The organism is Streptomyces sp. NPDC006372 (assembly GCF_040612515.1).
GTDB lineage: Bacteria > Actinomycetota > Actinomycetes > Streptomycetales > Streptomycetaceae > Streptomyces.
The window spans coordinates 54,670-80,320 of record NZ_JBEXQJ010000022.1; the positions used below are offsets into that span (position 1 = coordinate 54,670).

Sequence of the window (25,651 nt, forward strand, 5' to 3'; positions counted from 1 at the left end):
GGCGGGGCGCCCGAGATCGCGTTCCGGGTGGGTGGCTGTACCGGGTGACCAGGGCGCCACCACCGGCGTGGTCGAACTCCCCGTGGGCGAGCCCCCGTTCGACGTCGGGTGGAGCAGCCACACCTGCTCGTTCTCCCCGCCGGAGCAGGAACCGGCGACGGACGACCGTGATCCAGTGGTGAGGTCCAGGTGGCGGGCGTAGCGTCGAACAGGTGGACACCGCAGGCAGCAGCCCGCAGCCGGCCTCACCACAGGGGACCACCACCAGGGAATCCGGTGGTGGCGGAAGCGCGATAGCGCTGCTGGTCATCGCCTCGTGTCAGCTGATGGTGGTCCTGGACATCACCATCGTGAACATCGCCCTGCCGCACATCCAGAGCGCTCTGAACTTCTCCACCACCAGCCTGTCCTGGGTGGTCAACGCCTACACCCTCACCTTCGGCGGCCTGCTGCTGCTCGGCGGCCGGACGGGCGACATCCTGGGCCGTCGGCGCATGTTCATCTTCGGCGTGCTGCTCTTCGTACTGGCCTCCCTGCTCGGCGGGCTCGCCCAGAACTCCGGTCAACTCCTCGGCGCGCGCTCCCTGCAGGGCGTCGGCGGCGCCATCGCCTCCCCGACGGCCCTCGCCCTGATCAGCACGACCTTCCGCGAGGGGCCGGAACGCAACCGCGCCTTCGGCGTCTTCGCCGCGGTCTCGGCCGGCGGCGGCGCGATCGGCCTGCTCGCCGGCGGGATCCTGGTGGAGTACCTGAACTGGCGGTGGGTGCTGTTCGTCAACGTGCCCATCGGCCTGCTCATCGCGCTCGCCACCCCACGCTGGATCAAGGAGTCCGAACGCCATCCAGGGCGCTTCGACCTCGCCGGCGCGCTCACCTCCACCGCGGGCATGGTGCTGCTCGTCTACGGGTTCATCAGAGCCGCCCAGGAAGGCTGGCGGGACGCGCTCACGCTGGCCTCGTTCGGCGGGGCGGTGCTCGTCCTGGCGACCTTCGTCCTGATCGAGCGGCGCTCCAGACAGCCCATCACGCCCCTGCACATGTTCGCCGACCGCAACCGCGCGGGCACGTACGGCATCATGCTCTGCCTGGCCGCGGCGATCTTCGGCATGTTCTTCTTCCTGACGCTCTTCGTGCAGGACGTGCTGGGGTTCAGTCCGCTGCAGGCCGGACTGGCCTTCCTTCCGGTCACCGCCGTCATCGCCGTCGGCGCCGGACTGGCCTCGCGGTTCCTGCCCGTCTACGGACCCAAACCGTTCATGGTGGTGGGCGCGATCCTGGCCGCCGCCGGTCTCTCCTGGCTCACCCTGACCGACGTCCACTCCACCTACGCGGGCAGCGTCCTCGGTCCGATGCTCGTCTTCAGCCTGGGCATGGGCATGGAGTTCGTGTCGCTGACCCTCATGGCGCTGTCCAACGTGCCCACCCCGGAGACCGGCGCGGCCTCCGGGCTCCTCAACGCCACCCAGCAGGTCGGCGGCTCCCTCGGCCTGTCCATCCTGGTCACGATGTTCGGCACGGCCAGCACCAACGAGGCGGAGAAACAGATCCCGGCCTTCCTCCAGCAGGCCACCCCGGCCGAACGTCTCCGGTTCGAACGCACCGGGCAACTGCCCAAGCCCTGGTCCGACGAAGTCCTCGCCGCCGGCGTCTCAGCCGCCTTCATCATGGCGGCGATCTTCACCGCCATCGCCGCCCTGATCGCCCTGTTCGCCATCCAGGTCCGCTCGTCCGACCTGGAACGCCTCAAAGGGGGAGGAGCGGGCCCCGGACCGATGTGAGGCCCGCCCCGGGCCGGGTCACGCCCCGATCCGCGCCGCGATGACCGGTGCCAGCCGCTCGGCGACGACCCGGTGCCCCCGGTCGTTGGGATGCACCGAGTCCGTCAGATCGCCCGAGCCCAGCCAACCGGTCGTGTCGACGAAGGACACCCGTGCGTCACCACCGGCCACGGCGGCCCGCACGGCGGCTTCGGTCTGCGGCACGTACCGCCCGCGGAACGTCTCCAGCGCGAAGATCCAGGCCTGCGGGTACGCGGCACGCACCTTGCGCAGCAGACTGCCGTACGCCGACTCGAACTGCGCGGCGCTCACCCCGTGCCCGACGTCATTGGTGCCGAGGTTGATGACCACCGCGTCGGCCCGGTAGCGGGAGAAGGCCCAGTCGGGTGTCGCGGCGTTCGGATTCAGCTTGGTGAACTGCCGCTCCAGCCCCACGCATCCGTCCGCCGCGGCCACCAGACACGCCCCGCCCTGCGCGATCTGCGTGTGCTCGACGCCCAGCCGCTCGCCGATCAGCCAGCCGTACGCGGTGCGGGCGTTCTGCGAGGTGGTCGTGCCCACGGTGATCGAGTCGCCGACGAACTCCACCAGCTTGCCCGGGGCCGGAGGTGCGAAGGTCGTCGCGCCGCTGTCGAGGACCAGCCCCTGGAACACGGCGTCGCCCCGGTAGGAACCCGCGACCACCTGGTAGTTGACCTGGAGTGTGTGGTTGCCGGGGGAGAGGGGAGCGGGCGTCAGATCCACCGTCCCCTTGACGTCGTCGTAGAACCTCACCGGCCCGTTGTCGATCCGCGCCCACAGGTCGATCGTGCCCCGCTGCTTCAGCTTGACCGTCCTGCCGGTGAAGCCGGCCCGGTAGTAGGCGCCGGCCCAGTACGGGGTGTAGGCGGTGCCGGAGCTGGTGGTGTCCCAGCGGCCGACGAACTTGACGTTCGGGTCGCCGGGCTGCCCTGGAGCGGCCGCCCGCACCGTGGCGTTGCTGCCCAGCCGGGCCCTGACGACCGGGGCCAGGCGTTCGGCGAACCTGGTGTGTCCCGCCTCGTTCGGATGTCCGTTGCCGTCCTCGTAGTCGGCGCCGTCGGTGAGCCAGCCCGTGGTGTCGACGTAGTGAACCCGGGCGTCACCGGCGTTGTTGCGGGCGCTCACGGCAGCCTTCGTCTCGGTGACGTAGCGCTTCTTCAGCGTCTGCACCGCGAAGAGGTGCGCCGCGGGGTACCGGGTGCGCACGTCACGCAGGAACGCGGTGTACGCCGACTGGAAGGCGGCGCCGGACACGCCGTGCCCGATGTCGTTGGTGCCGAGGTTGATGACGACCGCGTCGGCCCGGTAGCGGGAGAAGTCCCAGTCCGCGCCACCCGAGCTCGCCGTCTTGAAGAACTGCCCGCTCAGACCGGTGCATCCCGACTGCGCGACCAGGCAGTACCCGGACCGGGCTATCTGCGTGTGCCGCATCCCCAGCCGCTCGCCGGTCTTCCAGGCGTACGAGTCCAGTGCCAGCCGGTCGGTGAGAGCTCCGGCCGTGATCGAGTCGCCGACGAACTCCACCAGCCCGGAGGGGACGCCCGCGGCGACGGTCCGCGCCCCGGAGTCCAGGACCAGGCCCTGGAACACGGTGTCGCCCGAGCGGTAGGACAGGCGCAGCGTGTGCGTGCCGGGGGACAGCGGGCGGGGAGTGAGGTCCACCGTGCCGCGCACGCCCGCGTGGAAGACGTCGGGGCCGCCGTCGATGCTCGCGTAGAAGTTGACCGCGTTCCTGGCCCTGACCTTCACCGTGGTGCCCGTGAAACCGGTCTGCAGATAGGCGCCGGTCCACTGGGGCACGGCCGCGGTGCCGGAGGAGGTGTCCCAGCGTCCGACGTACGCGATGTTGGGATCGGACACCGAACCGTCCCCCGCCGCGGCCCGGGCGGGAGAGCCGCCGGTCCAGGACAGCAGGCAGGCCAGGAGGACGGCCGTGAGGAGGGCGGGCAGGGCGCGTCTGAGTGAGGGGTGGGGGGAGGTCTGCACGGGATTCCCTTTCACGTGGGGTGGATGGGAGCGCTCCCATAGGCAGCCTTTCGAGGGAAGCAGTGAAACGGTTCAGCGTCAAGGGGGCGGGATTGCGGGGAAGTTGAGCCGGCGGCGTGCGGATGCGGAGAGGGCCGAGGTGACCCCCGTACGGCCGGGTGGCGGCGTCCGGCCGCTTCCGTCCGGCGAAGGTGAGGGCAACAGCGCCTGAACGCCCGCCCGGCCGGAGGGACATCGGGCGCAGCGCCCCACCGGCCCACGTGGGTCACCGCCCGGGCCGGGTCAGTCCCCCAGGGCGTCCGGGAGGCCGGAGGCGTCCGTGCCGAGCTTGCGGTACACGGCGGACAGCAGGTGGCGCACGCCCTGTTCGGTGAGCCGCAGGTCCTTCGCGACGGCCGACGCCGAATGGCCCTGGACCGTCATCTCGGCGGCCTTGCGCTCCTGGGCCGTCAGCATGTCCGTCTGCGCGTAGCGCAGGGGCAGTGGGCGCATCCCCGCGGCGGAGAGCTCACGCCTGGCCCGGGCGGCCAGACCCGCGGCACCGCAGTGCACCGCCCCCTCCAGCCCCTGGTAGAGCCGGTCGGCGGCGTCGTGCAGGCGGCCCCCGCGGGCCAGCGCGGCACCGTGGCCCACCAGCGCACGGGCCAGTTCGTACGCGGCGGGTGACCGCTCCAGGTGGTCGACGGCCTGGGTGTGCAGATCGAGCGCCGTCTGACCACCCGTCACCTCCGCCTGGACGTGCAGCGCCTGGCCGATCGCGGACGCCGCACCGAAGTCCCGGGCCCGCTTGACGGCGTCCTGGGCGTGGAGGACCGCCTGGTCGGGAGCCGTGCGTGCGAGGGCCGAGGCCAGCCCGAGCTGCCAGGGGCACCATGCGGGGTTGTGCCAGTCCCGCGATTCCAGCCAGTCCCCGACCTTGGACAACAGACGCGCCGCCTCGGCGAGTCGCCCCTCCGCCAGGAGCAGTTCGGCGTACACCGTGCGGGAATCGGGGAAGATGACGGCGTTGGGAACCACGTCGCCGTAGTGGTGGGTGTCGGCGAGCCGGCGCGCGTCGGCGGTCCGCCCCCGGGCCAGCAGGATCTGGATGAGAATGCCGATCGCGAACCACTGAGCGGGCACCGCTCCTTCGACGCGCTCGGCGGTGTGCAGCCCGGCCCGCACGAGTTCCTCGGCCTCGGGCAGGCAGCCACGGCGGTAGCGGATGTAGCCGAGGAGCGTCTGGCCCTGCGCCAGATGGGAGCCGCGCCACCCCCGGCGTTCGCACTCGGCCATGCCCCGGGTGAACAGCTCTTCGGCACGCCCCGGCTGGTCGCAGTACATGAACAGCAGGGCGACCGCGACGGGCACCTCGAAGCCGCGGTTCTCGTCGGTCCAGCTCATCCCTCCGTCCAGGGCCTCCTCGGCGTACCCGAGGGCGGTCCCCCGGGGCTCGCCGCGCACGAGGGCGTCCCACGCCCGCAGACCGAGGATGTAGCGCTCCTCCAGGCCGCGCCCGGTCAGCTTGTCGGCCAGCCGCGCCAGCCGGCGCGAGCGGGCGGACGAGTCGGGCTCGTCGGCGCGAAACGCGCTCCAGACGAAGTGGTCCGCCTGCATGCGCAGTCGGACGCGCGCGTTGGTGGTGCGCCGCGCCTCGTCGGCGGCCACGGCCGCGGCCTCGGTCAGCCGGTCGGTGTGGGCCAGCGCCTGGGTCAGCCGGTAGACGATGGAGGCCCGCAGGTCGGAGTCGATACCGGGCCTCTTCAGCGCCTCCCGGAGATGGTTGACCGTGGCCGTGGGCTCGATGAGGAAGGTCGAGCAGGCCAGTTCGTGGAGAACGGCCGCGCGGTCCTCGGCGGGAGGCGGTTCCCGCAACGCGCGGGTCAGCACGCGCCGGGCGGCCTCCGGTGCCCCGGCGCGGAGATACTCGCGCGCGGCGGCGCGCAGGCAGGCGACCGTCTCGGGCCGGTCGTCGCAGGGCACCTCCAGCAGGTGCCGGGCGGCGGTGGTGGGGTCGGACCAGACCGCCTGCGCGGTGTGGGCGGCCGCGTCGTGCATGCCGACGCGCAGGCCCGAGGGGATGTCGCGGTAGATCGTCGTGGCGATCAGCGGATGGACGAACTCCAGGCTGCCCGCCGGCTCGTCGGCGTCCGTGAGGATGCGGCTCGCGCGCAGCTTCTCGATGGCTTCGGCGGCCTCCGCGCTGCCGACGACGGCGAGTCCGGCGGCCGCCTCCGGGGAGAAGGGCCCACCGAGGACGGCACCCGCCCACGCGAAGCGGACGGTGCCCGGGCCGAGCCGCTTGAGGCGCTCGATCAGGCCGGGGCCCTTGACGGCCGCGGCGAGGTGACGCATCACGGGCAAGTCGGCCCGGGTGCCCCGCACCCGCCGCTCGCGGAGTCTGATGGCCAGTTCGACGGTCTCGAAGGGGCTTCCGCCCGTGACCGTCCAGCACTCGCCGCAGAACTCGTCCTCGGCTTCCTCCCCCACTGCGTCCCTGATGATCCGCGCCACACCGGCTTCTCCGAGCGGGGACAGCACGTGCGGGCGCTGCTCGTGGCGTTCGACGAGCGTACGGAAGGAGGTCGCGGTGCGGGGGAGTTCGCCCGGCCGGTAGCCGACCACCACCAGGAGGGGAAGGTCCGCCACCCGGGGTGCGAAGGAGGCGAGCCAGTCGAGGGATTCGGTGTCGGCCCAGTGCAGGTCGTCCAGGAGGAGGACGACGGGCGCGTTCGTCATCGTCAGGCGGGTCATGACCCAGTCGAGGCCGTCGCGCACTCCGGTCGGGTCCGGCACCCGGGCGGGATCCGTCGCCTCGAGACCGAGCGCGGCGCCGACGATGTCGTACCAACTGCCCAGGAACTTCCGGCGTTTCGTCTCGCTCATGCCCGCCAGGGTGGGCTGCATGATCTGGCGGACGACGCGGAACGCCAGGCCCTGCTCGTTCTCGCCGCCCTTGCCCGAGAACACCGTGAACCCCTGCGCGGCGGCGCGGGCGCGCGCCGCCGCGATGAGTGTCGTCTTGCCCAGTCCGGCCTCACCCGTGAAGGCGAGCAGCCCGCCGCGCGGTACCCGGGGAGCGCCGTCGACGGTGTCACGGAGCCCCGCCAGCGCGCGGTCGATGGCCCGGAGTTCCTCGTCGCGTTCGAGGAGAGGCCGGTGTTCGGTCATCGGTTGCCGCAGCCCATGGGTCATGTGGTCTACCGCTTCCTGTCGTTGCTCCCCACCGGACGGGGCGAGCGTACGCTCATGTGCGCGCCCCTTGGCCGGGTCGGAAGAGGAGGTCGACAGGGAGGGTGAATTTCCCGCGGGAGCGCTTTGGGTCTCAACCTTTCGGGTAGCCTGCTCTGTTCCGCCCCTTTCGGGAACCGTGTGGTGGAAGCGACCGGTCGGTCAGAGTTCCGCGGGTGCCGTCATCGTGTCCGCGTAGCGCGGCACGGTTCGGGACCAGAAGTAGCATCCGCGGATCCAGCCGGCCATGCCCTCCACGTAGCCGACGCCGGACGGGCTCAGCTCCGGCCTGATGTCTTCGTAGAGTTCCTCGAACTCGCGGATGGTGCTGTTGATGTGCCGTACGGCCAGCGTGACGGCCACCGGCAGGGAGCACCGGTGTGTCCGCCGGTAGGCGAGGGCCAGGTTGATCATGCCGCCCGCCCGCTGCTCCTTCACCGCGGAGAAGAGGTCGGGTATCCACACCGCCGCGTCGGCCGACAGCCGGCTCAGGCGTCGCATGGCGGGGTGGTGGAGCTCCTCCGGGGCCAGTTCGCACGGCTGCGCGGCCTCACACAGCGGGTAGAACGGTTCGACGCCCGCGATGAGGGAACGGATGGACCGGCACAACCCGCTGCTCACGGGGGTGGAATGGGCCTGAGCCACCGCTTCGTACAGCAAGCCGTGCACGTACTCACGGCTGTTCCAGGCCCACCGTGCGGCCTGAGCGGGTGTGCACCGTTCCTGGACCTGCCGGTGGAGGTCGGCCAGGGCCGCCCCGAGCGGGGTGGCGGGCGGCCGGCCGTCGCGCAGGATCGCGACGCTCTCGGAGAGCATCGGCAGCAGCTGGACGGGCGAGCGCCGGCCGATGTCCTCCGCCCGGTCGTCGAAGACGAATTGGTACGCGATCTGATTCGCCGCGATCTGGAGGAGTCCGGGATCCATGTCCGGACCGTTGCAGGCCGCGAGTTCGGCGGGTCGCGTGCAGGAGATCATGGCCGCCACCGCCGGGTCGTCGGTCAGCCCCCATGTGCGCAGCCAGTTGTCGACGCCCGCCGCCGCTTCGGACGCGTGGATATTGCGCTCGAACGGAAAGGGCATGTAGAGCTGCGCGTCGATGAGGTCCCTCAGATCGACTGCCGGAATTGCGTCGCGCCCGGCGAGCGCGATTTCCTCATGCGTCGTGGACATCGATGCCACCTGCCGTTCGGGAGTTGTGGGCGACCGGTGCGGCGGCCGACCGGGGTGCGCGGGAATCCGCCCGCGAATGTGTGTCCACCGGCCGCCTCGTCCGTGGTTCGCAGGACATCACCAAGCCCCGGGGCCCCAACGAGGCCGCCGGGCGGAGCTGTTCTTCGTAGCCCGGCAGATGGTGCAGTCGCCAGTGGCGGGCGATGAACGCAACAGCCACCGTGGCCTCCGCCAGGGCGAGTGTCTCCCCGATGCACTTCCGGCGGCCCGCACCGAACGGGATCATCGCCTCGGGGTGGACCGCGTCGGTACGGCCGGGCAGCCAGCGGTCGGGGAGGAACCGGTCGGGGTCGGGGAACAGGGCGGGGTCGTGGTGCAGGAGATACGGACTGAACATGACGGTCGCACCCCGCCGGAGACGGTGCCCGGCGAGTTCCGTCTCCTTCGTGGTGACGCGGGTGAAGAGCCATCCGGGCGGACGGTGGCGAAGGGTCTCGGTGAGGACGCGCCGCGTGTGGACGAGCAGCGGCAGCTCGTCGGGGCCGGGCGGCCGCCCCGCGGCGAGCACCGCGTCGGCCTCGGAGTGCAGACGGCGTTCCTCCTCGGGATGGAGGGCCACGAGTGCCAGGGCGGAGGAGAGGCACAGGGCGGTGCTCTCCGCGCCGGCGAACAGCAGCGTGATCACCTGTCCGTGGACTTCCGCGTCGCTGATCGCCGTCTCACCGCTGTCGCCCCGCGCGGCCGCCAGCAGGGTCCCCAGCAGGTCGTCCCGGTGGCCTTGGGCGGTGCCTCGAAGGCGCTCGGCGACAGCCGCGTGGACAATGGCGTGCAGACGGTCGGAAGCGTGGCGGTAACGCCGGTTCGCCGGCGTGGGAACACGGAACAGGGCGTCGACCGGCATCACCGTCCGGACGAACATGCCGCGCATCACGGTGGCCAGGCACCTGCGCAACTCGAGGGCGGTCGCGGGGTCCAGCGAGTCGGAGAACAGGACGCGGCTCACCACGCGTGTCGACAGGTCCAGCATGGTCGCACTGATGTCGACCGCCTGCCCGTCCCGCCACTCCCGGCACACCGACTCCACTTCCTCGCCCATCGAGCGCACCTGGTCCGCGACACGGGCCTTGCGGAATCCGGGCTGGAGCAGCCTGCGCTGGCGCCGGTGATCCCGGTGGCGGCAGGTGCCGACGCCGTCCCCCAGCAGTGTCCGCAGCCTGTCGTAGAGCGGACCGCCCTTGTCGAAGGTTTCGGGGTCCTTGAGTACCTGGTGGACCAGGTCCGGATGACAGGCCATCCAGGCACGCTGCGGACCCAGGCGTATTTCGACCAGATCGCCGTGCGCGGGCAGAGATTCCAGAAAAGCCAGCGGACGACGAACCAAGGGGATACCGTGGCCGAGGAATGGGAATATGCCTGGAGCAGTGCCCACTGTCCAATCTCGGGCCGGTCCGGGAACGGAGCCGATCATCGAATACCACCTGCCTCGGTAGGCACACGGGATTGTGGTGCGGTTGCACCGACTTGATGCTCGTCTCAGTCCTGCCCAGTGGGATCTGTTGAAGGCTCGACGAATCCTTTCTCCATAGGGGCGCACGGATGCACGCCAGGCGCGTCGAGTGATTCATGATTGCTGCCGAGGCCCCATTTTCCATTGTTTTTCTGTGCACGGAGAAATGTATGTTCCGTCGGCTACGTCCGGTCGGGCACGTCCGCGCCGGTCGGCAGCGGGGGTTCCGCCTCGATGCGGTGCAGTTCCTCGTCGGTGAGGAGGCGGGAGCGGAGCAGGAAGCGGACGCCTTCCGGGGCCTCCAGCGAGAAGCCGCTCCCGCGTCCGGGTACCACGTCCACGGTGAGGTGGGTGTGCGACCAGTACGCGTACTGGTCGGAGCTCATCCAGAACGGGACGTCCCCGGCCACGTGCCCCAGCAGGACGTCCGAGGCACCGACCCGGAACTCGCCGCGCGGGTAGCACATCGGGGCACTGCCGTCGCAGCAGCCGCCGGACTGGTGGAACATCACGGGCCCGTGTGTCCCGGTCAGCTGCCGCAGCACATCCTCGGCGGCGGAAGTCAGTTCTACACGTCGCGTGCGGGTGGCCATGCGGTCCCTCCTGGCGGAGACGGTGTGGTTCGGGAACCGGTCCGTGTGCGCGGGTGCTCCAGTATGCGTCGCGGTATGCGCGCGGGCTACGGGCGGCCCGCCCCGCTCTGGCGGCTGTTCAGATAGGCCAGCACGGCGAGGACCCTCCGGTGGCCACTGTCGCTCGGGGGCAGGCCGAGCTTCAGGAACACATTGCCGATGTGTTTGCTGACGGCCCGTTCGGTGATGACGAGGGTCTGCCCGATGGTGGTGTTGTCGTGGCCCTCGGCCATCAACTTCAGCACCTCCCGCTCGCGCGGTGTCAGCAGATCCACCGGCGAGTCGCGGCGCCGCGTCAGCAACTCCGTGACCACCTCGGGGTCCAGGGCCGTACCACCGCCCGCGACCCGCTCCAGCGCGTCGAGGAACTCGTCCACCCGGCCCACCCGGTCCTTGAGCAGATAGCCGACCCCGCTCGCCCCGCCGCCCAGCAACTCCGCCGCGTACGACTCCTCCACGTACTGAGAGAGCACCAGCACCGGCAGCCCCGGGATCCTCGCGCGGGCCTCCAGCGCGGCGCGCAGCCCCTCGTCCCGGAAGCCCGGCGGCATCCGGACGTCCAGCACGGCCGCGTCCGGGCGGTGCTCCAGCAGCGCCGGGAGGATCTCGGGGCCGCTCCCGGCGACGGCCGCCACCTCGTGCCCCGCCGACGTCAGCAGCAGCACGAGACCTTCTCTGAGCAGGGCGTTGTCCTCGGCGATCACCACACGCACGGCAGCTCCACTTCGATCACGGTCGGCCCCCCGGCGGGGCTGGTCAGGGTCACCCTCCCGTCCAGGGCGGCGACGCGGCGGCGGATGCCCAGCAGGCCGGAGCCCGCGCTCTCGTCCGCTCCGCCCACGCCCTCGTCGCGGACGACGGCCCGCACCCCGGTGCGCAGGCGTGCCAGCACGATCGACGCCCGGTCGGCGCCGCTGTACTTGGCGGCGTTGGTGAGCGCCTCGGCCACGGCGAAGTAGGCGGCGGCCTCGACCGCCGCCGGGGCCCGGACCCCTTCGTCCTCCAGACCCTCCACCCGCACGGCCACCTCCAGTCCGCTCGTCGCGGCCAGCGCGCGCACCGCGCCGGCCAGGCCCCGGTCGGTCAGGATCGGCGGATGGATGCCGCGCACCACCTGCCGCAGCTCGGCCAGCGCCTCCTCGGCCTGGTCCTGTGCCCCGGCCAGCAGCCGCCGCGCGGCCCCCGGGTCGTCGTCGTAGGCGCGTACCGCCAGCCCGATCCGCATGGACAGCGCCACGAGCCGGGCCTGCGCCCCGTCGTGCAGATCCCGTTCGATGCGGCGCAGTTCGGCCCCGTGCGCGGCGATCGCGTCCGCCCGGGTGGCGGCGAGCTCCTCGACCCGGGCGGCCAGCCGTGCCCGGGGCGAGGGCCGGAGCAAGGACTCCGACCAGCCGGCCTCCAGGTCGGCGAGGCGGGTGATCAGCGGCAGGACGAGCGGCTCACGGCGCAGCAGCCCGCACCGCACACCGTCGACGACCAGCCCCGAGGGCCACAGGGGCAGTGCCAGGACGACCAGAGCCCCGTACACGTAGGAGGCCGCCATCCAGCGCAGGTCGGTCAGGGTGCCGGGGTCCCGGACCGCGGTCCGCAGCCGCTCCCGCAGCGGGCCCGTGACCGGCTGGTACACCTCGGGGACGGGCCGGCCCGTCCAGGCGGCCACCAGGCTGCGCTTCGCACCGGCGATCCGGCGGATGAGCAGCACCGTCTCGGGCAGCATCCACGCCCCCACGACCGAGACCGTGGCGACCGCCGTGATCAGCAGCACGGTGACGAAGAGGTACAGGCCGAAGGCGAGCACGGCGGCGACGAACAGATGGGCCGTGGCCCGTCCGGCCTGTCGCACCGCCCTGCCCGTGCCGACCGTGCCGACCGGGCCGGCGGCCGGTCGGGCCCGCTCGGCCACCGTCATCCGGGCCGCCGCATGTGCCGGCGGATCCAGGCCGCCTGACCGCCGTCCACGAGCAGGTCGGTGCCGGTGATGTACCGAGCCTCGGGCCCGGTCAGGAACGCTACGGCGTCGGCGATCTCACCGGGCGTACCCGGCCGGCCCGCGCCACACGCGTCGAGCATCCCGAGCATGTGCCCGTCGGCGTCCGAGTCGGCCTCCGCCTGCGCCATGGCGGTGGCGATGACACCGGGGCTGAGGGTGTTGACCCGGGCGCCGATCCGGTTCCAGGCGAGCGCGGCGGCCTGCACCCGTACCTGGTTGGCGCGTTTGGCGAGGATGTAGGCGGCGGTCGGATCGTCGCCGAGAGCCCTGACCGCGTCCAGCCCGAGCAGCTCCTCGGCGGGAGCCGTCGCCAGGGCGGCCTCGTCCGCGTCGCCGACCGACGCCATGTGCCCGGCCAGACTGGCGACACAGACCAGCGAGGTGCCCCGGACGGCCACCTTCTCGAAGGCCTCGATCACGTACACCGTGCCGAGCATGTCCACCTCGAGAATGCTGCGGACCGAGGCCGTCGCGGCGGCGACCCCGGCAGTGTGCACGACGGCGGCGATCCGCCCCCGCTCCGCCGCGGCCCGGGCCAGTCGCTCGACCGAGGCACGGTCGGCGACGTCGGTCGGCACGCCCTGCGCCGCGTATCCCTCCGCGCTCAGCTCCGCCACGACCCGATCGAGCCGCTCGCGTGAGTGCTCGGCGAGGATCAGTGTCCGTCCGCTGCCCAGGCGGCGCGCGACCGCCGTTCCCATGCCGCCCGCTCCGGTGACGACGACCACGTCGCGCGGGTCGTCCGTACGGTCCTGCATCTGCGCTCTCCTTGCTGGAGGGGACGGGGGCGGCACGGGGCCGTCCCCGCCGGGTGGGGTGTCCGGAGGTCAGGCCGCCTCGGTGCCCGTGGTCACGGCGTCCCGCCAGGCCGTCCGGCCCGCGACGGCCTGACGCCAGGCGCGGACGGCCTTGGGCGGCATGCCGACGGCCAGGGCGCCGGTCAGCCGCTCGCCCGTGCGATAGGCGGCGACGAACCTGCGCTCGGCCAAGTCGCCTTCCACGACGGCGACTTCGTCGTGCCCGCGCAGGTAGCCGTAGGCCTGGACCTTCATGTCGTACTGGTCGGACCAGAAGTACGGCACCGGCGCGAAGGGCCTGCGCTCCTCCGGCACGGCGAGCAGGTTGCGGGCGGCGGCCATGCCCTGCTCGGCGGCGTTCGTGCGGTGCTCGATCCGCATCGACGTCCCGAACAGCGGGTTGTCCCAGCGGGCCACGTCCCCGGCCGCGTACACACCCGGCGCGGCCTCGCAGTACGCGTCGCAGAGCACCCCGTCGCCGATGCGCAGCCCGCTGCCCGCCAGCCACTCGGTGTTGGGCACCGAGCCGACGGCGACCAGGACCTCGTCGGCCTCGACCAGCTCCCCGTCCGCGAGCCGCACGCCCCCGCCGGTCACCTCGGTCACGGTGACGCCGGTGCGCAGTTCCACACCGTGGTCGAGGTGCGCCTGCGAGAGCACCCGGCCGACCTCGGTGCCGACCGCGTGGGCCAGCGGCACGGGAGCCGGTTCGAGCAGGGTCACCCGGGCGCCCAGACGCCCGGCCACCGCGGCGGCCTCGGCACCGAGGAACCCGGCCCCCACCACGACCAGCCGGCAGCCCGCCCGCAGTCTGTCGCGCAGCGCGGACGCGTCGTCCACCGTGCGCAGCACATGCGCACCGCCGTCGCCCGGCAGCCGCCGCGGGCGCACCCCGGTGGCCACGATCAGCCCGTCGTAGGGCACCCGCGCCCCGTCGGCCAGACACACCGTACGGTCCGTCATGTCCAGCCCCGTCGCCGTCGTCCCAGCCTCAGGTCGAGGCCGAGGGCGTCGAGGTCGGCCCGCGGGCGCAGCGGCAGCCGCCCGGTGGTCCACTCTCCGGAGAGGATCTGCTTGGACAGCGGCGGACGGTCGTACGGGCCGTGCGGCTCGTCGCCGACGAGGGTGAGCGTGCCGTCGAAGCCCGCCCGGCGCAGGGTCTCCACCGCCGCGAGCCCGACGGCCGAGGCACCGACGACCACGACGCGCCTCACCGCTCCACCAGCCGGATCGCCGCGGCCGGGCAGATGGCCACGGCCTCGCGCACGTCGTCGAGCAGTTCCGCACCGGGCCGCTCCTCCAGCAGGATCGCGACGCCGTCGTCCTCCCGCTGATCGAACACGTCAGGGGCGGCCATCACGCACTGCCCCGACGCCACGCACTTCGGCACGTCCAGTTCCACACGCATGTCTGTCATCTCGGTTCTCTCGCTGTGGGGGATGCAGGGGGTGTTTTCGAGGGGGAGGGATCACCAGGCCACGGGCATGCCGTGCACACCGTAGGTCGTCCCGGTGTGGTCGAACTCCAGGTCCTCGATCGCCGCGTCCAGTCGCAGCGTCGGGATGCGGCGGTAGAGGGTGCCGTAGACGACCTGGAGCTCGAGGCGGGCCAGGTTCTGCCCCAGGCACTGGTGCGGGCCGTAGCCGAACGCCTGGTGGATGCGGGCCGGCCGGGTGAGGTCCAGCCGCTCGGCCTCGGGGAAGACCTCCGGGTCCCAGTTGGCGGCGTGCAGGTCGAAGACGATGCCGTCGCCCTTGCGGATGACGACGTCCCCGATCTCGATGTCCTCCTTGGCGACCCGGCGCACCCCGGTCTGCACGATGGACAGGTAGCGCAGCACCTCGTCCACGGCGTTCGCGATCAGCTTCGGGTCGTCGGTCTCACGGAGCAGGGCGAGTTGGCCGGGGTGCTGGAGCAGGGCGAGGGTGCCGAGGCTGATCATCGTGGCGGTGGTCTCGTGACCGGCGATCAGCATCGCCACGCCCATGTGGACGGCTTCGGTGTGTGTCATCTCGCCGGCCTGGACGCGGCCGGCCATCTCGGACAGCACGCCGTCCTCAGGGGCGGCCGTCTTCTGCCGGATCAGGTCGTCCAGGTAGGCGGCCAGTTCACCGCTGACCCGCCTGGCCTCCTCCGCCGACACGGAACCGTCCAGCACCAGGCTGCTGCTGCGCTGGAAGAAGTCGTGGTCCTCGTACGGCACTCCGAGCAGTTCGGCGATGACGAGTGACGGCACGGGCAGCGCGAACGCCTTGAGCAGATCGACCGGGTTGGGGCCCTCGAGCATCTCGTCGATCAGGTCGTCGACGATCTTCTGGACCGGCTCCCGCATCTTCTCGATCCGCTTCACCACGAACGGCCCGTTGACGGTCCGCCGCAGCCGGGTGTGCTCCGGTGCGTCCGTGTTGGTGATCAGCCGCGGTGAGTTCGGCGCGATCGCCGCCCGGTGGGCGTTGACGTACGGGAAACCGGGGTCGAGGTCGTCGTCGCTGACGCGCGGGTCGGGCAGCAGGGCCTGCTGGTCGGCGTGCCGGGTGACCAGCCAGGGCGTGCTGCCGTTCCAGATCCGCACCCGTGTGATCGGCTTCTCGGACCGCAGCTCCTGCGCGGCCGGGGCCGGGGCGAGCGGGCACTCGGCGGCCCGCGGCAGCGGGTACTCGGGCAGCGGCCCGGAGGCGCCGGTGACGGGGCAGGACAGGACATCGGACATGGCATCTCCTCAGATGTAGTGAGCGGAGGGGGCGGGGGCGAGCCCGGCCGAACGGATGGCACGGGGCCGGGAGTTGGCGTCGAGTGCGGTGAACGAGTCACCGGTATGGAAGCGGAGCGGCCTGACAGCTTCCGGTCAGCTCCCTGACCTCGAGCTGACGTGACCGGAGCCACACGCTCGGGCCGGCTCTCAGGCGTGGGCGGCCGTGCGGTGGTTCGCGACGATCCCACCGGCCGCGCCCAGCGAGACCAGCCCCATGGCGGCAGCGGCGGCGATGCCCTTCACACCGTCCAGGGCGAAGTACAGCGCCACGGCCGCGACGCCGTTGAACAGGAACAGGAACCACAGCGTGCCCGGCCGCGACAGGAAGGCCTTGATCCTCGGCTTCCGGGCGAGGCGCGAACCGGTGACGAGCGCGACGGCGGACCCGGCGATGGTGGCCACGTTCTGCTGTGTGCCGTCGAGCACGGCACCGGAGCCCATGGCCGCGGCGAGGCCGACGGTGAAGAAGCTCCAGAGCAGCAGGCCCGCGGTGAAGGACCGGACGGTGGCGAGGGACGAAGACATGGCGGTACCTCTCGGAAGGGAATGCGGGGGAGGGGAGGGGGTGGGCGGGCGTTTCCGACCCGCTCACCACGATCCCGCCCGCCGCCTTCCGCGACGAGGGAGCGCGCTCCCGAACCGGGGGTGCAGCTGGCTACACCATGGGCCGTCCGGGGAGGGGCCCGGCCGGTCCGCGCTAGGAGCGGGCCGCGGAGAACTCCGGCTGCCCGGCCGGGTCTTCGACGGGCGGTGCGGGGTCGGCGGTCTGCCGACGCGGCAGGAAGGACGCGAGGAAGAAGGCGAGCAGCGCCGCACCGGCCCCGATGGCCATGACGGTCCTGAAGCCGTTCTCGGAGGGCAGGGCATGGCCGCCGAAGCCGGTGGTCATCTGCGCCAGGATGACGCCGGCCAGGGCGCTGGCGAACGAGGTACCCATCGAGCGCATCAGGGTGTTGAGACTGTTGGCCGCGGCCGTCTCGGAGGCCGGCACCGCGCCCATGATCAGGGCGGGCATGGCGCCGTATGCGAAGCCGACGCCCCCGCCGATGACGCAGGCCACCAGCACGATGTGCCAGACCTCGGACATCAGCACGAGGCTCAGGCCGTAGCCGGCGGCCACGATCACCGCGCCGGTCATCAGCGTGACCTTCGGGCCCTTCGCCCTGGTGATGCCCGCCGACACGGCCGACATGGCCATCATCACCAGGCCCTGCGGGGCGAGGACCAGCCCGACCGCCAGCATGGACTTCCCGAGCCCGTAGCCGGTCTGCTCGGGCAGCTGGAGGACCTGCGGCAGGACCAGCGACATGGCGAACATCGAGAAGCCGAGCGCCACCGAGGCGAGGTTGGTGAACAGCACCTGGCGGCGGACGGTGGTGCGCAGGTCCACCAGCGGCCGGTCGGTGCGCAGCTCGTACCACCCCCAGGCCAGGAAGACCAGGATCGCGGCGCCGAACAGCCCGAGGGTCGTGCCGCTGGTCCACCCCCAGTCGCCGCCCTTGGAGACCGCCAGCAGCAGGGACACCAGCGCGGCGGACAGACCGAGGGAGCCGAGCAGGTCGAAGCGGCCGCCGGTGCGGACCTCCGACTCGGGTACCACCAGCACGACCAGCGCGAGGGCCACGACACCCAGGGCGGCGGAGGTCCAGAACAGGGTGTGCCAGTCGTAGTGGTCGGCGATGAAGGCGGCCGCGGGCAGTCCCAGGGCACCGCCGACACCGAGCGACGCGCTCATCACCGCGGTGGATCCGGCGAGCCGCTCGGCGGGCAGGACATCTCGCAGCACGCTGATGCCGAGCGGGACGACGGCCGCCGCCAGGCCCTGCAGCGTCCGGCCGGCGATCATCGGGACGAGTGAGTCGCTGAGCGCGCAGACGACCGAGCCGGACACCAGCAGCACGATGCTGACCAGCAGCATGCGGCGCTTGCCGAACATGTCCCCGAGGCGCCCCACGACCGGGGTGGCGACGGCCGCGGCCAGCAGGGTGGCGGTCACCGCCCAGGCGGCGTTCGACGCCGAGGCGTCCAGGTACCGGGGGAGCTCGGGAACGATCGGGATGACCAGGGTCTGCATCAGCGAGACCACGATCCCGGCGAAGGCCAGCACCGCGACCACGGCGTTCGGTCTGGGCGGGGCGGAGGCCCGCGCCCTGGCGTTGCGGGCGAGGGTGTCGGACATGGGAGAGCCTCCGTAGGGCGGGGAGCGATGTTGCTTGACTTAGGCAAGCAGGTATCTATTGCGTAAGTCAAGCAACTTCTACATTGCTTGACTCAGGCAAGTAGACCTAGGGTGGTGGCATGTCCACAACGCAACCCGCGGAAGAGCCCGTTTCGCGGGATCTGGTCGAGATCGAACGAGCCCTCACCCGCATCACGTACCTGGCCGGCCGGTCCCGGCAGCACGAGCGTCTGATGGCCGAGTCGGGGCTCTCCCTGGACCGGGCCGCCGTGGCGATCCTGCGGCACATCGGCGAGAACGACCCGATGCGCCCCGGGGTGCTGGCGGCCCGGCTGTCGGTGGAGGCGTCGCACGTCACCCGGCAGCTACGGCAACTGGAGCGGACGGGCTATGTGATCCGCGTCCCCGACCCGGCGGACCGGCGCGCCCAGCGCGTGCGGCTCACGGACGCCGGTCTCCTCGCGGTCGCCCGTCTGCGGCAGGTGCGCCAACGGGGCATGGAGATGGCCCTGGCGGCCTGGTCGGCCGGGGACCTGCGGCAGCTCGCCGTGCTCTTCCGCCGGCTCGTGGACGACTTCGTCGCACACACCGAGAGCGACCTGCCCGTCCGCCCCGCGTAGCCGAGGTGCTCTACAGCAGGTCGCGCGGCACCTCCTCGTTCCAGGTGCGGGAGAACACCCGGCGGCCGGCCTCGTACGCGTCGAGGGTCGCGTCCACGAAGAAGTCCGTCTCGTCGCACCTCAGCCGGGTCTGCGTCACCACCCGTACGTCCCACTCGTCCCGCTGGAACGTCATGGTCCAGGTGGACTCGCCTGCGGCCGAGGTGAAGTCGTCGGCGACCGCCGTGTAGCGCTCGTGGGCGCGGAGGCCGGTCTCCAGGGCGATGTCCTCGAGGCGGACCGTGCCCCGGTCCTTCACGATGTCCAGCTCGGCCTGGTAGCCGACCAGGTCCCGCTTGACCTCCCAGCGCGACTCCGGGGGCGTCACCCGGCTGGTGACGAGCGGGGGAGTGCCCTCGGGTTCGCCGAAGGGCGATGCCGGCACCTCGTCGGGTTCCTCGACCGGCCGCACCGGCAGGGTGAGCGTGCTGGAGTGCTCGTGGACGCTCAGCAGGGCCGGCTTCGGCGGGGGCCAGGCCAGCGGCCAGTAAGACGTGGAGAGGGAGAGGCGGATGCGGTGGCCCGGCGGGAACGCCTGGGCCACTCCGTTCAGCGGGACGGTGGCGCGGTACCGGCGGCCCGGCTCCAGTGGCTCCGGGTCCTCCGTGCTGTCACGGCGGGTGAGGTTCAGGATGCCGTAGGAGACGCGGGTCGCGGCGCCGTCGGGGCTCACGTCCGACAGCCGCGCGGCCACCATGGCGACCGGCTCGCTGACCGACAGGTCGAGTTCCACGGTCGGTGAGCCGAGGATCTCCACCTGCTCCGTCAGGGGCTCGGTGTCGAAGACGAGGGAGCCGCCGTCCTCCTCGCGCTGGTCGTACGGCAGGTCCGGCGGCGCGTTGTAGGAGGCCCACTTGCCCGCGAACTGGCCGACGGACAGCGGGGACTGCACCGTCATCGCGTCGCCGTCGGGAGCCCTGTCCCGGCCGGCCGCCTCCCGCGGCGGTTCGATCGTGTGCCGGGAGAGCGGGTGGACGACCTGCCGGATGTGCGGGGAGGGCCAGTCCGGCTCGCCCACCCAGCGACCCGGCCGCTCCTCGTACGCGGTGGAGGGCGGGACACTCTCCTGCATCCACGTGCGCAGCATCGGGCCGTCCATGACGCCGTTGTCGACGCCCTTGAGCCAGTGGTCCCACCACCGGACGAGCTCCTGGAGGTAGCCGATGGCGGGGCCGGGCTCCCCGAGATGGGGGAACTTGTGCGACCAGGGGCCGATCAGGCCCTTGCGCGGCACGTCCAGATTGCCGAGCAGCCGGGTCACGGCGTTGGAGTAGCCGTCCGCCCAGCCGCTGGAGGCCAGGACCGGGCAGCGCACCGCCGCGTAGTCCTCGCACACCGAGGCGTGCCGCCAGTAGTCGTCGCGCCGCTGGTGACGCAGCCACTCCAGCACCCAGGGGTCGGTGTTCTCCAGCCGCTCGTGCCACATCTCGCGCCAGCGGTCGCCGACCACGGCCGGGTCGGGCGGGCAGGTGGCGTAGGCGAACATGGTGCCCGCCTCGGCCAGGTTGTCCGACAGCATGGCGCCGCCCATGTAGTGCATGTCGTCGGCGTGCCGGTCGTCGGTGAAGGACGCGATGGCGATGGCCTTCAGGCTCGGCGGCCGGCGGGCCGCCACCTGGAGCGCCGCGAACGCGCCCCAGGAGATGCCCATCATGCCCGTGCCGCCGTCGCACCAGGGCTGTTCCGCCAGCCAGGCCAGCACCTCCTCGGCGTCCGCCTGTTCCCGCTCCAGGTACTCGTCCCGCAGCACCCCTTCGGAGTCACCGGTGCCGCGCAGGTCGACGCGGACGCAGGCGTAGCCGTGCCCGGCGAGATAGGGGTGGTGGATCGAGTCGCGTACGGCCGTCAGATCACGCTTGCGGTACGGGATGTACTCCAGCACCGCGGGCACCGGCTCCTGGTCCGAGGAAGTGGGCCGCCAGATGTGCGCCGAGAGCCGGACCCCGTCCGACATCGGGATCGTGACGTGCTCTTCTTTCTTCGTCGCGTACGGCAGGTTGGTCACGTAACGCATGGAACCCACGTGCTCCTTACTTCTCGTGGGACTTCACTCCCGCGGCTTCCACCCCGGCGGGTGTCACTCCGGCGGGGCTTCGTCGAAGGCGAGGCCCAGGGCGGCCACGCAGTGGTCGAACTTCTCCCGCAGCTCCTCCTCGTCCGCCCCGCCGGTGAAGATGTGCGCCAACTCGTAGCTGTAGCTGTCCTGTCCGGGGAGCTCCGAGAGCCTGTCGCCCTCTTCGGGCACCACCTCGATGCGCACGCCGGGGGTCTCCCGCTCGATGCGGGCGATCTCCTCGGGCCCCGGGACCCGGCGCACCACCCCGTCGGTGAACCAGCGGTGGTACCACTTCGCCGCCATCGCGTACGGGCCCTCGCGGTGCGGCATGCGCGGGTCCTCGCCGAGGGCGAGGGCGAGCATGCAGTGGTGGTTGGGCACGCCGTCGACGTAATGGAACAGCTCCGCGTGCGACTGGGAGTGCCGGGGGTTGATCTCCAGCAGGTTGATCTCCCTGGTCCGCGGATCGTAGAAGTACTCGATGCTGAAGGTCGCCGAGTCCATGCCGATCTGCCGCATCACGCGCTCGCTGACGTCGTGGAGCTGGGCGATCACCGGCGGCGGCAGCGTCGAGGGGTACTGGTGCCGGAGGAAACAGGGGGAGTCCGGGTACTGGATCGAGTCCAGGACCCCGTAGACCGTCACCTCGCCCTGGTGGACGTAGCCCTCCACGGCGACCTGGACGCCGGACATCGACGCCTCCGCCAGACAGACCTGGCCGCCCACACCGTCCATCTCCGTCGGCAGGTCGATGCGTTCGAGGATGTGCTCGAAGGGGCGGCCGATCCGCGCGATGCCCTCGCGGATTTCGGTGACGGCCTTGCGGAACTCCTCCTCGTCATCGACTCCGAAGGCGAGTTCGGAGGAGTACGAGAGGGCCGGCTTGACCCACATCGGGAAGGTCACGTTCTCCGGCGGGCGGGGCGGCTCGGCCGACAGGTCCACCCTGTCGAAGGCCGGGTGCCGGTCGGTCGCCTTCTGCTGCTCCAGCCGGCTCCAGTATTTGTGCTCGCACTTGACCACCGACGCAAGGCTCGTGCTGCGGGTGCCGTACCGCTCGCTCAGCATGGGGACGAGAGTGCTGACCGGGAAGTCCCAGTAGCCGACGATCGCGTCGATGCTTCCGTCGAACGCGTCCAGCACGCCCGTGGCCTTGTCGAACAGTGTGGGCAGGTGCACCTCGCCCAACTGGAGTTCCTCGATGGTCAACAGCTGGTGAAAGCGCAGCCGATCGGCCCCGGGCACCTGCCGCAGCACCGACAGGTTGGCCTCGTCGAGACCGATCACGAACACGTTCTTCACCGACTCGTCAGGCATAACTCTCCTTGTTCACGGCTCTCCTCGCGATGTACGACGTCCGGCCCACGGGCCGGCCCTCAAGATCGGCGGGGTACCCCTCACACGGACCGGCATTCCGCCACCGCGCGTCTCCCGGCCATGACCTCCTTCACGGCCGGTGGGAACGGAACGGGAACATGCCTGCCGTCGTAATGGGCACGCGGTGCGGGACAGAACGGCGTGGTCCGGTCGAACGGTCGCGCCGTGGACGAAACCGGCGAAAGGGAAGCTGTGCAGCCCGATCAGGAAAAGTCCGCACCCCAGGTCGTGGCCGAGCCCGACCCGCCCTACGACTCCGACAAGCAGCCGCGGCCCGGCCTCGAGGCCGACATGCGCACCAAGCCGCACTACCGGGCTTCCCGCTACCGGGCCAGCGGGAAGCTGGAGGGAAAGACGGCGCTGATCACCGGCGGCGACTCCGGCATCGGACGGGCGGTCGCGCTGCTGTACGCGCGGGAGGGCGCGGACGTCGCCATCGTGTACCTGCCCGAGGAGAAGACGGACGCGGAGCAGGTACGGCGCGAGGTGGAGGAGCACGGCCGGCGCTGCCTGCTGCTGCCCGGCGATCTCACCGACCCGGCGTTCTGCCGCGAGAGCGTCGAACGGACGGTGGCGGAACTCGGCGGGCTGAACATCCTGGTGAGCAACGCCGCCTACCTCAACAGCAAGCTGGAACTGGAGCAGCTGACCGCGGAGGACTTCGACCTGACGTTCAAGACGAACGTCTACGCGTACTTCCACCTGCTCATGGCGGCGCTGCCCCACCTGGAACCCGGCGACGCCGTCATCGCCACGGCGACCGAAGAGGCCCTCAAGGGCAGCACGACGATGATCGACTACGCGGCGTCCAAGGCCGCGCTGATCACCCTGACCAAGTCCGTCGCCGTGCACCTGGCCAAGCGGGGCGTCCGGGCCAACGTGGTCGCGCCCGGCCCGACCTGGACGCCGCTCAACGAGGCGGACCCGCACATGCCGCCGGACGGGCTCGCCCACATCGGCAGCGAGGCACCGCTGGAACGCGCGGCCCAGCCCGAGGAGATCGCGCCGACATACGTCTATCTCGCCTCCGACGCCGACTCCAGCTACACGGTGGGTGAGGTCATCGCGGTGACGGGCGGCATCGTCGACACGCGGTAGCCCGGGCTCAGGGAGACGTCTCGTCGGGCAGTGGCTGCTCGGCCCAGATGGTCTTGCCCGTGGGTGTCTGGCGGCTGCCCCACCGTTCGGACAGCTGGGCGACGAGGAGCAGACCGCGTCCGCCCTCGTCGAAGACGCGGGCCCGGCGCAGGTGCGGCGCGGTGTTGCTACCGTCCGACACCTCGCAGATGAGGGTCGTGTCGCGGATCAGCCGCAGTTCGATGGGGGCGCCGCCGTACCGCAGCGCGTTGGTGACCAGCTCGCTGACGATCAGTTCCGTGGTGAACGCCGCCTCCGTCAGGCCCCAGACGGCCAGCTGCTCACCCGCCGTCTTGCGGGCCCGGGCCACGGCCGCCGGATCCGGCGGCAGCTGCCAGGTGCGCACCCGCCCGGCGTCGAGCGCGGCGGTCCGGGCCAGCATCAGCACGACGTCGTCGGCGGGGCGGCCGGTCAGCACCGTGTGCAGCACCTGGTCACAGGTGTCCTCCAGCGTGCCGGCCGGGCTGCCCAGCGCCTGGCGCAGCAGACCGATGCCGACCTCGATGTCGTGGTCGGCGGCTTCGATCAGCCCGTCGGTGTAGAGAGCGAGCAGACTGTCCTCCGCCAGCTCCACCTCGACGGCTTCGAACGGCAGGCCGCCCAGGCCCAGCGGCGGCCCGGCCGGCAGGTCCAGGAACCGGACGTCTCCGTCGGCCGTGACCAGGGCGGGCGGCGGATGCCCGGCGCGGGCCATGGTGCAGCGCCGGGTCACCGGGTCGTACACGGCGTACAGGCAGGTGGCGCCGACCTGCCCCGACGGCTCCGCCGCCCGCCCGCGCACCTCCGGGCCCTCTTCCCGGTCGAGCCGGATGACGAGATCGTCCAGCTGGGTGAGCAGCTCGTCGGGGGCGAGGTCGACATCCGCCAGTGTCCGTACGGCGGTCCGCAGACGGCCCATCGTGGCCGAGGCGTGGATGCCGTGGCCCACCACGTCACCCACGACCAGCGCGACCCGGGCGCCGGACAGTGGAATCACGTCGAACCAGTCGCCTCCGATGTCCGCTCCCGAACCGGTCGGCAGGTAGCGGTAGGCGACCTCCATCGCCGCGAGGTCCGGCGGCCGGTCGGGGAGGAGGCTGCGCTGGAGCGCCAGCGCCGTCCGGCGTTCGCGGGTGTAGCGCCGGGCGTTGTCCAGGCTCACCGCCGCCCTGGCTGCGATCTCCTCCGCGAGCAGCTGGTCGTCCTCGCTGAAGGACTCGGGCGTCCGGTGCCGCAGGAAGTGCACCAGGCCCAAAGTGACCCCTCGGGCGCGCAGCGGCACCAGCATCACCGAGTGGATCATGTGCCGGGCCACGGTCTCGGCGCGGGCCGGTGAGGACCTGATCCACTCCCGCAGGCCCGGGTCGCCCGGCCGGTGCCGGGTGCCCCGCCCGGCGGCCAGGGTCCGGGCGGGCAGCGTGCCCACGGGGTAGACGGTGGTGTCGCCCGGGGCGACCACCGACTCCGGGCAGCCCGGAAGCACCGACCGTTGCGCGGTGCGGCGCACGGTGACCGGCGCGTCCATCGGTACGGCTCGCGGCTCGTCGCCCAGGGCGACGGACTCCAGCAGGTCCACGGTCACGAAGTCGGCGAACCCGGTCACGGCCACCTCGGCCAGCTCCTCGGCCGTCCGGGCCACGTCCAGCGTGCTCCCGATGCGCAGGGCGGCGTCGTTGAGCACCGCCAGCCGGCGGCGGGCCCAGTACTGCTCCGTGGTGTCGAAGACGGTCGCGGACAGGCCCTGTACCGCGCCGGTCTCGTCCCTCAGCGGAGACATGAACATCGACCAGGCGTGCGGCCGGGTCTCGCCCGGGGCCTTGCCGTGTTCCTCGTGGAAGATCATCTCGCCGGTGCGCAGGGCCTGCCGCTGGAGGCGGTCGTACTCGTCGAAGGGCGGGTTGGGCTCGATCTCCCACAGGGTCAGGCCCGTCATCTCCTCCTCGGACCGGCCCATCACCTCGGTCATGATCTCGTTGGCGGCGACCAGCCTGGCCTCCCGGTCGTAGACCGCCACCGGTACCGGGAGCTGGGAGAGCGTGAGGTCCCACAGGGGCACGGTCCGCTCAGCGGGCCGCCCGGCCGCGGGCGCCGGAACGGTGCCGGTCACGAGCCAGAGCCGCCCGCCGGCCGCGTCGAGCAACGGCGTGCCCTGCAGCCGGACCACCACTCGGTTGCCGTCCCGGTGCCGGAGCGCCACTTCACCGGCCCATCGCCGCCCGTCGGCCACATGCCGCCGCGTGGACTCCGGGAGGGCCGCGGCGAGCAGTCCGGTGACGGCCGTGCCGACGATCTCGGCGGGTTCGTATCCGAGCAGGCGGCGAGCGCCGTCGCTCCACACCGTGATCGCTCCACCGGCGTCAACGACGACAGCCAGGTCCTCCGGTACACGTCCCTCCACGGTGCCTCCGGATGTGACGCCCT

Annotated in this window: 18 protein-coding genes and 1 pseudogene; 3 read left to right on the plus strand and 16 right to left on the minus strand. The window is 71.9% G+C overall.

The window, feature by feature from the left end; genetic code table 11:
- Positions 1-293 precede the first annotated feature (293 nt).
- Positions 294-1,778, plus strand: a complete 1,485-nt coding sequence (locus tag ABZ016_RS27705) for an MFS transporter (protein ID WP_356919489.1) — start codon at positions 294-296, stop codon at positions 1,776-1,778.
- Positions 1,779-1,796: 18 nt separating this feature from the next.
- Here the strand turns inward: ABZ016_RS27705 and ABZ016_RS27710 are convergent, their stop codons facing one another.
- From ABZ016_RS27710 to ABZ016_RS27770, 13 genes and pseudogenes are all read right to left on the minus strand, one after another.
- Positions 1,797-3,785: a GDSL-type esterase/lipase family protein gene (locus ABZ016_RS27710; RefSeq protein ID WP_356919407.1), complete on the minus strand. Its 1,989-nt coding sequence runs from the start codon at positions 3,783-3,785 to the stop codon at positions 1,797-1,799.
- Positions 3,786-4,067: 282 nt separating this feature from the next.
- Complete coding sequence (locus ABZ016_RS27715) at positions 4,068-6,959, minus strand: AAA family ATPase (protein ID WP_356919408.1); 2,892 nt, start codon at positions 6,957-6,959, stop codon at positions 4,068-4,070.
- 198 nt (positions 6,960-7,157) lie between these two features.
- Positions 7,158-8,165 (minus strand): (-)-alpha-amorphene synthase, encoded by a 1,008-nt coding sequence (locus ABZ016_RS27720; protein ID WP_356919409.1) that lies wholly within the window; start codon positions 8,163-8,165, stop codon positions 7,158-7,160.
- A complete protein-coding gene (locus ABZ016_RS27725; protein ID WP_356919410.1) occupies positions 8,149-9,633 on the minus strand; it encodes a cytochrome P450 in 1,485 nt (494 codons plus the stop codon). Before ABZ016_RS27725 ends, ABZ016_RS27720 begins: the two co-directional genes overlap by 17 nt.
- A 221-nt stretch (positions 9,634-9,854) precedes the next feature.
- Positions 9,855-10,265: a DUF779 domain-containing protein gene (locus ABZ016_RS27730; protein WP_356919411.1), complete on the minus strand. Its 411-nt coding sequence runs from the start codon at positions 10,263-10,265 to the stop codon at positions 9,855-9,857.
- An 86-nt stretch (positions 10,266-10,351) separates the two neighbouring features.
- The gene (locus ABZ016_RS27735) at positions 10,352-11,017 is read right to left on the minus strand and encodes a response regulator transcription factor (RefSeq protein WP_356919412.1); all 666 of its coding nucleotides are present in this window, start codon (positions 11,015-11,017) and stop codon (positions 10,352-10,354) included.
- A complete protein-coding gene (locus ABZ016_RS27740) occupies positions 11,005-12,213 on the minus strand; it encodes a histidine kinase (RefSeq protein WP_356919413.1) in 1,209 nt (402 codons plus the stop codon). The genes ABZ016_RS27735 and ABZ016_RS27740 overlap by 13 nt, the downstream gene beginning before the upstream one ends.
- The gene (locus tag ABZ016_RS27745) at positions 12,210-13,052 is read right to left on the minus strand and encodes an SDR family oxidoreductase (RefSeq protein WP_356919414.1); all 843 of its coding nucleotides are present in this window, start codon (positions 13,050-13,052) and stop codon (positions 12,210-12,212) included. Before ABZ016_RS27745 ends, ABZ016_RS27740 begins: the two co-directional genes overlap by 4 nt.
- A 69-nt stretch (positions 13,053-13,121) precedes the next feature.
- Positions 13,122-14,305, minus strand: a pseudogene (locus tag ABZ016_RS27750) (FAD-dependent oxidoreductase).
- Positions 14,302-14,499 (minus strand): ferredoxin, encoded by a 198-nt coding sequence (locus ABZ016_RS27755; protein WP_356919490.1) that lies wholly within the window; start codon positions 14,497-14,499, stop codon positions 14,302-14,304. The pseudogene ABZ016_RS27750 and the gene ABZ016_RS27755 overlap by 4 nt, the downstream one beginning before the upstream one ends.
- Before the next feature lie 60 nt (positions 14,500-14,559).
- Positions 14,560-15,801: a cytochrome P450 gene (locus tag ABZ016_RS27760; protein ID WP_356919415.1), complete on the minus strand. Its 1,242-nt coding sequence runs from the start codon at positions 15,799-15,801 to the stop codon at positions 14,560-14,562.
- 189 nt (positions 15,802-15,990) lie between these two features.
- A complete protein-coding gene (locus ABZ016_RS27765; RefSeq protein WP_356919416.1) occupies positions 15,991-16,368 on the minus strand; it encodes a hypothetical protein in 378 nt (125 codons plus the stop codon).
- Between the two features lie 172 nt (positions 16,369-16,540).
- Positions 16,541-18,022, minus strand: coding sequence for an MFS transporter (locus ABZ016_RS27770; protein ID WP_356919417.1), 1,482 nt, complete (start codon positions 18,020-18,022; stop codon positions 16,541-16,543).
- A 119-nt stretch (positions 18,023-18,141) separates the two neighbouring features.
- On the opposite strand from ABZ016_RS27770, the gene ABZ016_RS27775 reads away from it, so the two are divergent.
- Entirely contained in the window at positions 18,142-18,642 is a 501-nt protein-coding gene (locus tag ABZ016_RS27775) for a MarR family transcriptional regulator (protein ID WP_356919418.1), read from the plus strand.
- Positions 18,643-18,652: 10 nt separating this feature from the next.
- Here ABZ016_RS27775 and ABZ016_RS27780 read toward each other — a convergent pair whose 3' ends face one another.
- Positions 18,653-20,695: a CocE/NonD family hydrolase gene (locus ABZ016_RS27780; RefSeq protein ID WP_356919419.1), complete on the minus strand. Its 2,043-nt coding sequence runs from the start codon at positions 20,693-20,695 to the stop codon at positions 18,653-18,655.
- A 63-nt stretch (positions 20,696-20,758) separates the two neighbouring features.
- Positions 20,759-22,054, minus strand: coding sequence for an ATP-grasp domain-containing protein (locus ABZ016_RS27785; RefSeq protein WP_356919420.1), 1,296 nt, complete (start codon positions 22,052-22,054; stop codon positions 20,759-20,761).
- A 225-nt stretch (positions 22,055-22,279) separates the two neighbouring features.
- Here ABZ016_RS27785 and ABZ016_RS27790 point away from each other — a divergent pair, with 225 nt between their 5' ends.
- The gene (locus tag ABZ016_RS27790; RefSeq protein ID WP_356919421.1) at positions 22,280-23,212 is read left to right on the plus strand and encodes an SDR family oxidoreductase; all 933 of its coding nucleotides are present in this window, start codon (positions 22,280-22,282) and stop codon (positions 23,210-23,212) included.
- Between the two features lie 7 nt (positions 23,213-23,219).
- Here the strand turns inward: ABZ016_RS27790 and ABZ016_RS27795 are convergent, their stop codons facing one another.
- Positions 23,220-25,628 carry a SpoIIE family protein phosphatase gene (locus ABZ016_RS27795; protein WP_356919422.1) on the minus strand — a complete coding sequence of 803 codons (2,409 nt, stop codon included), beginning with the start codon at positions 25,626-25,628 and terminating at the stop codon, positions 23,220-23,222.
- Positions 25,629-25,651 lie beyond the last annotated feature (23 nt).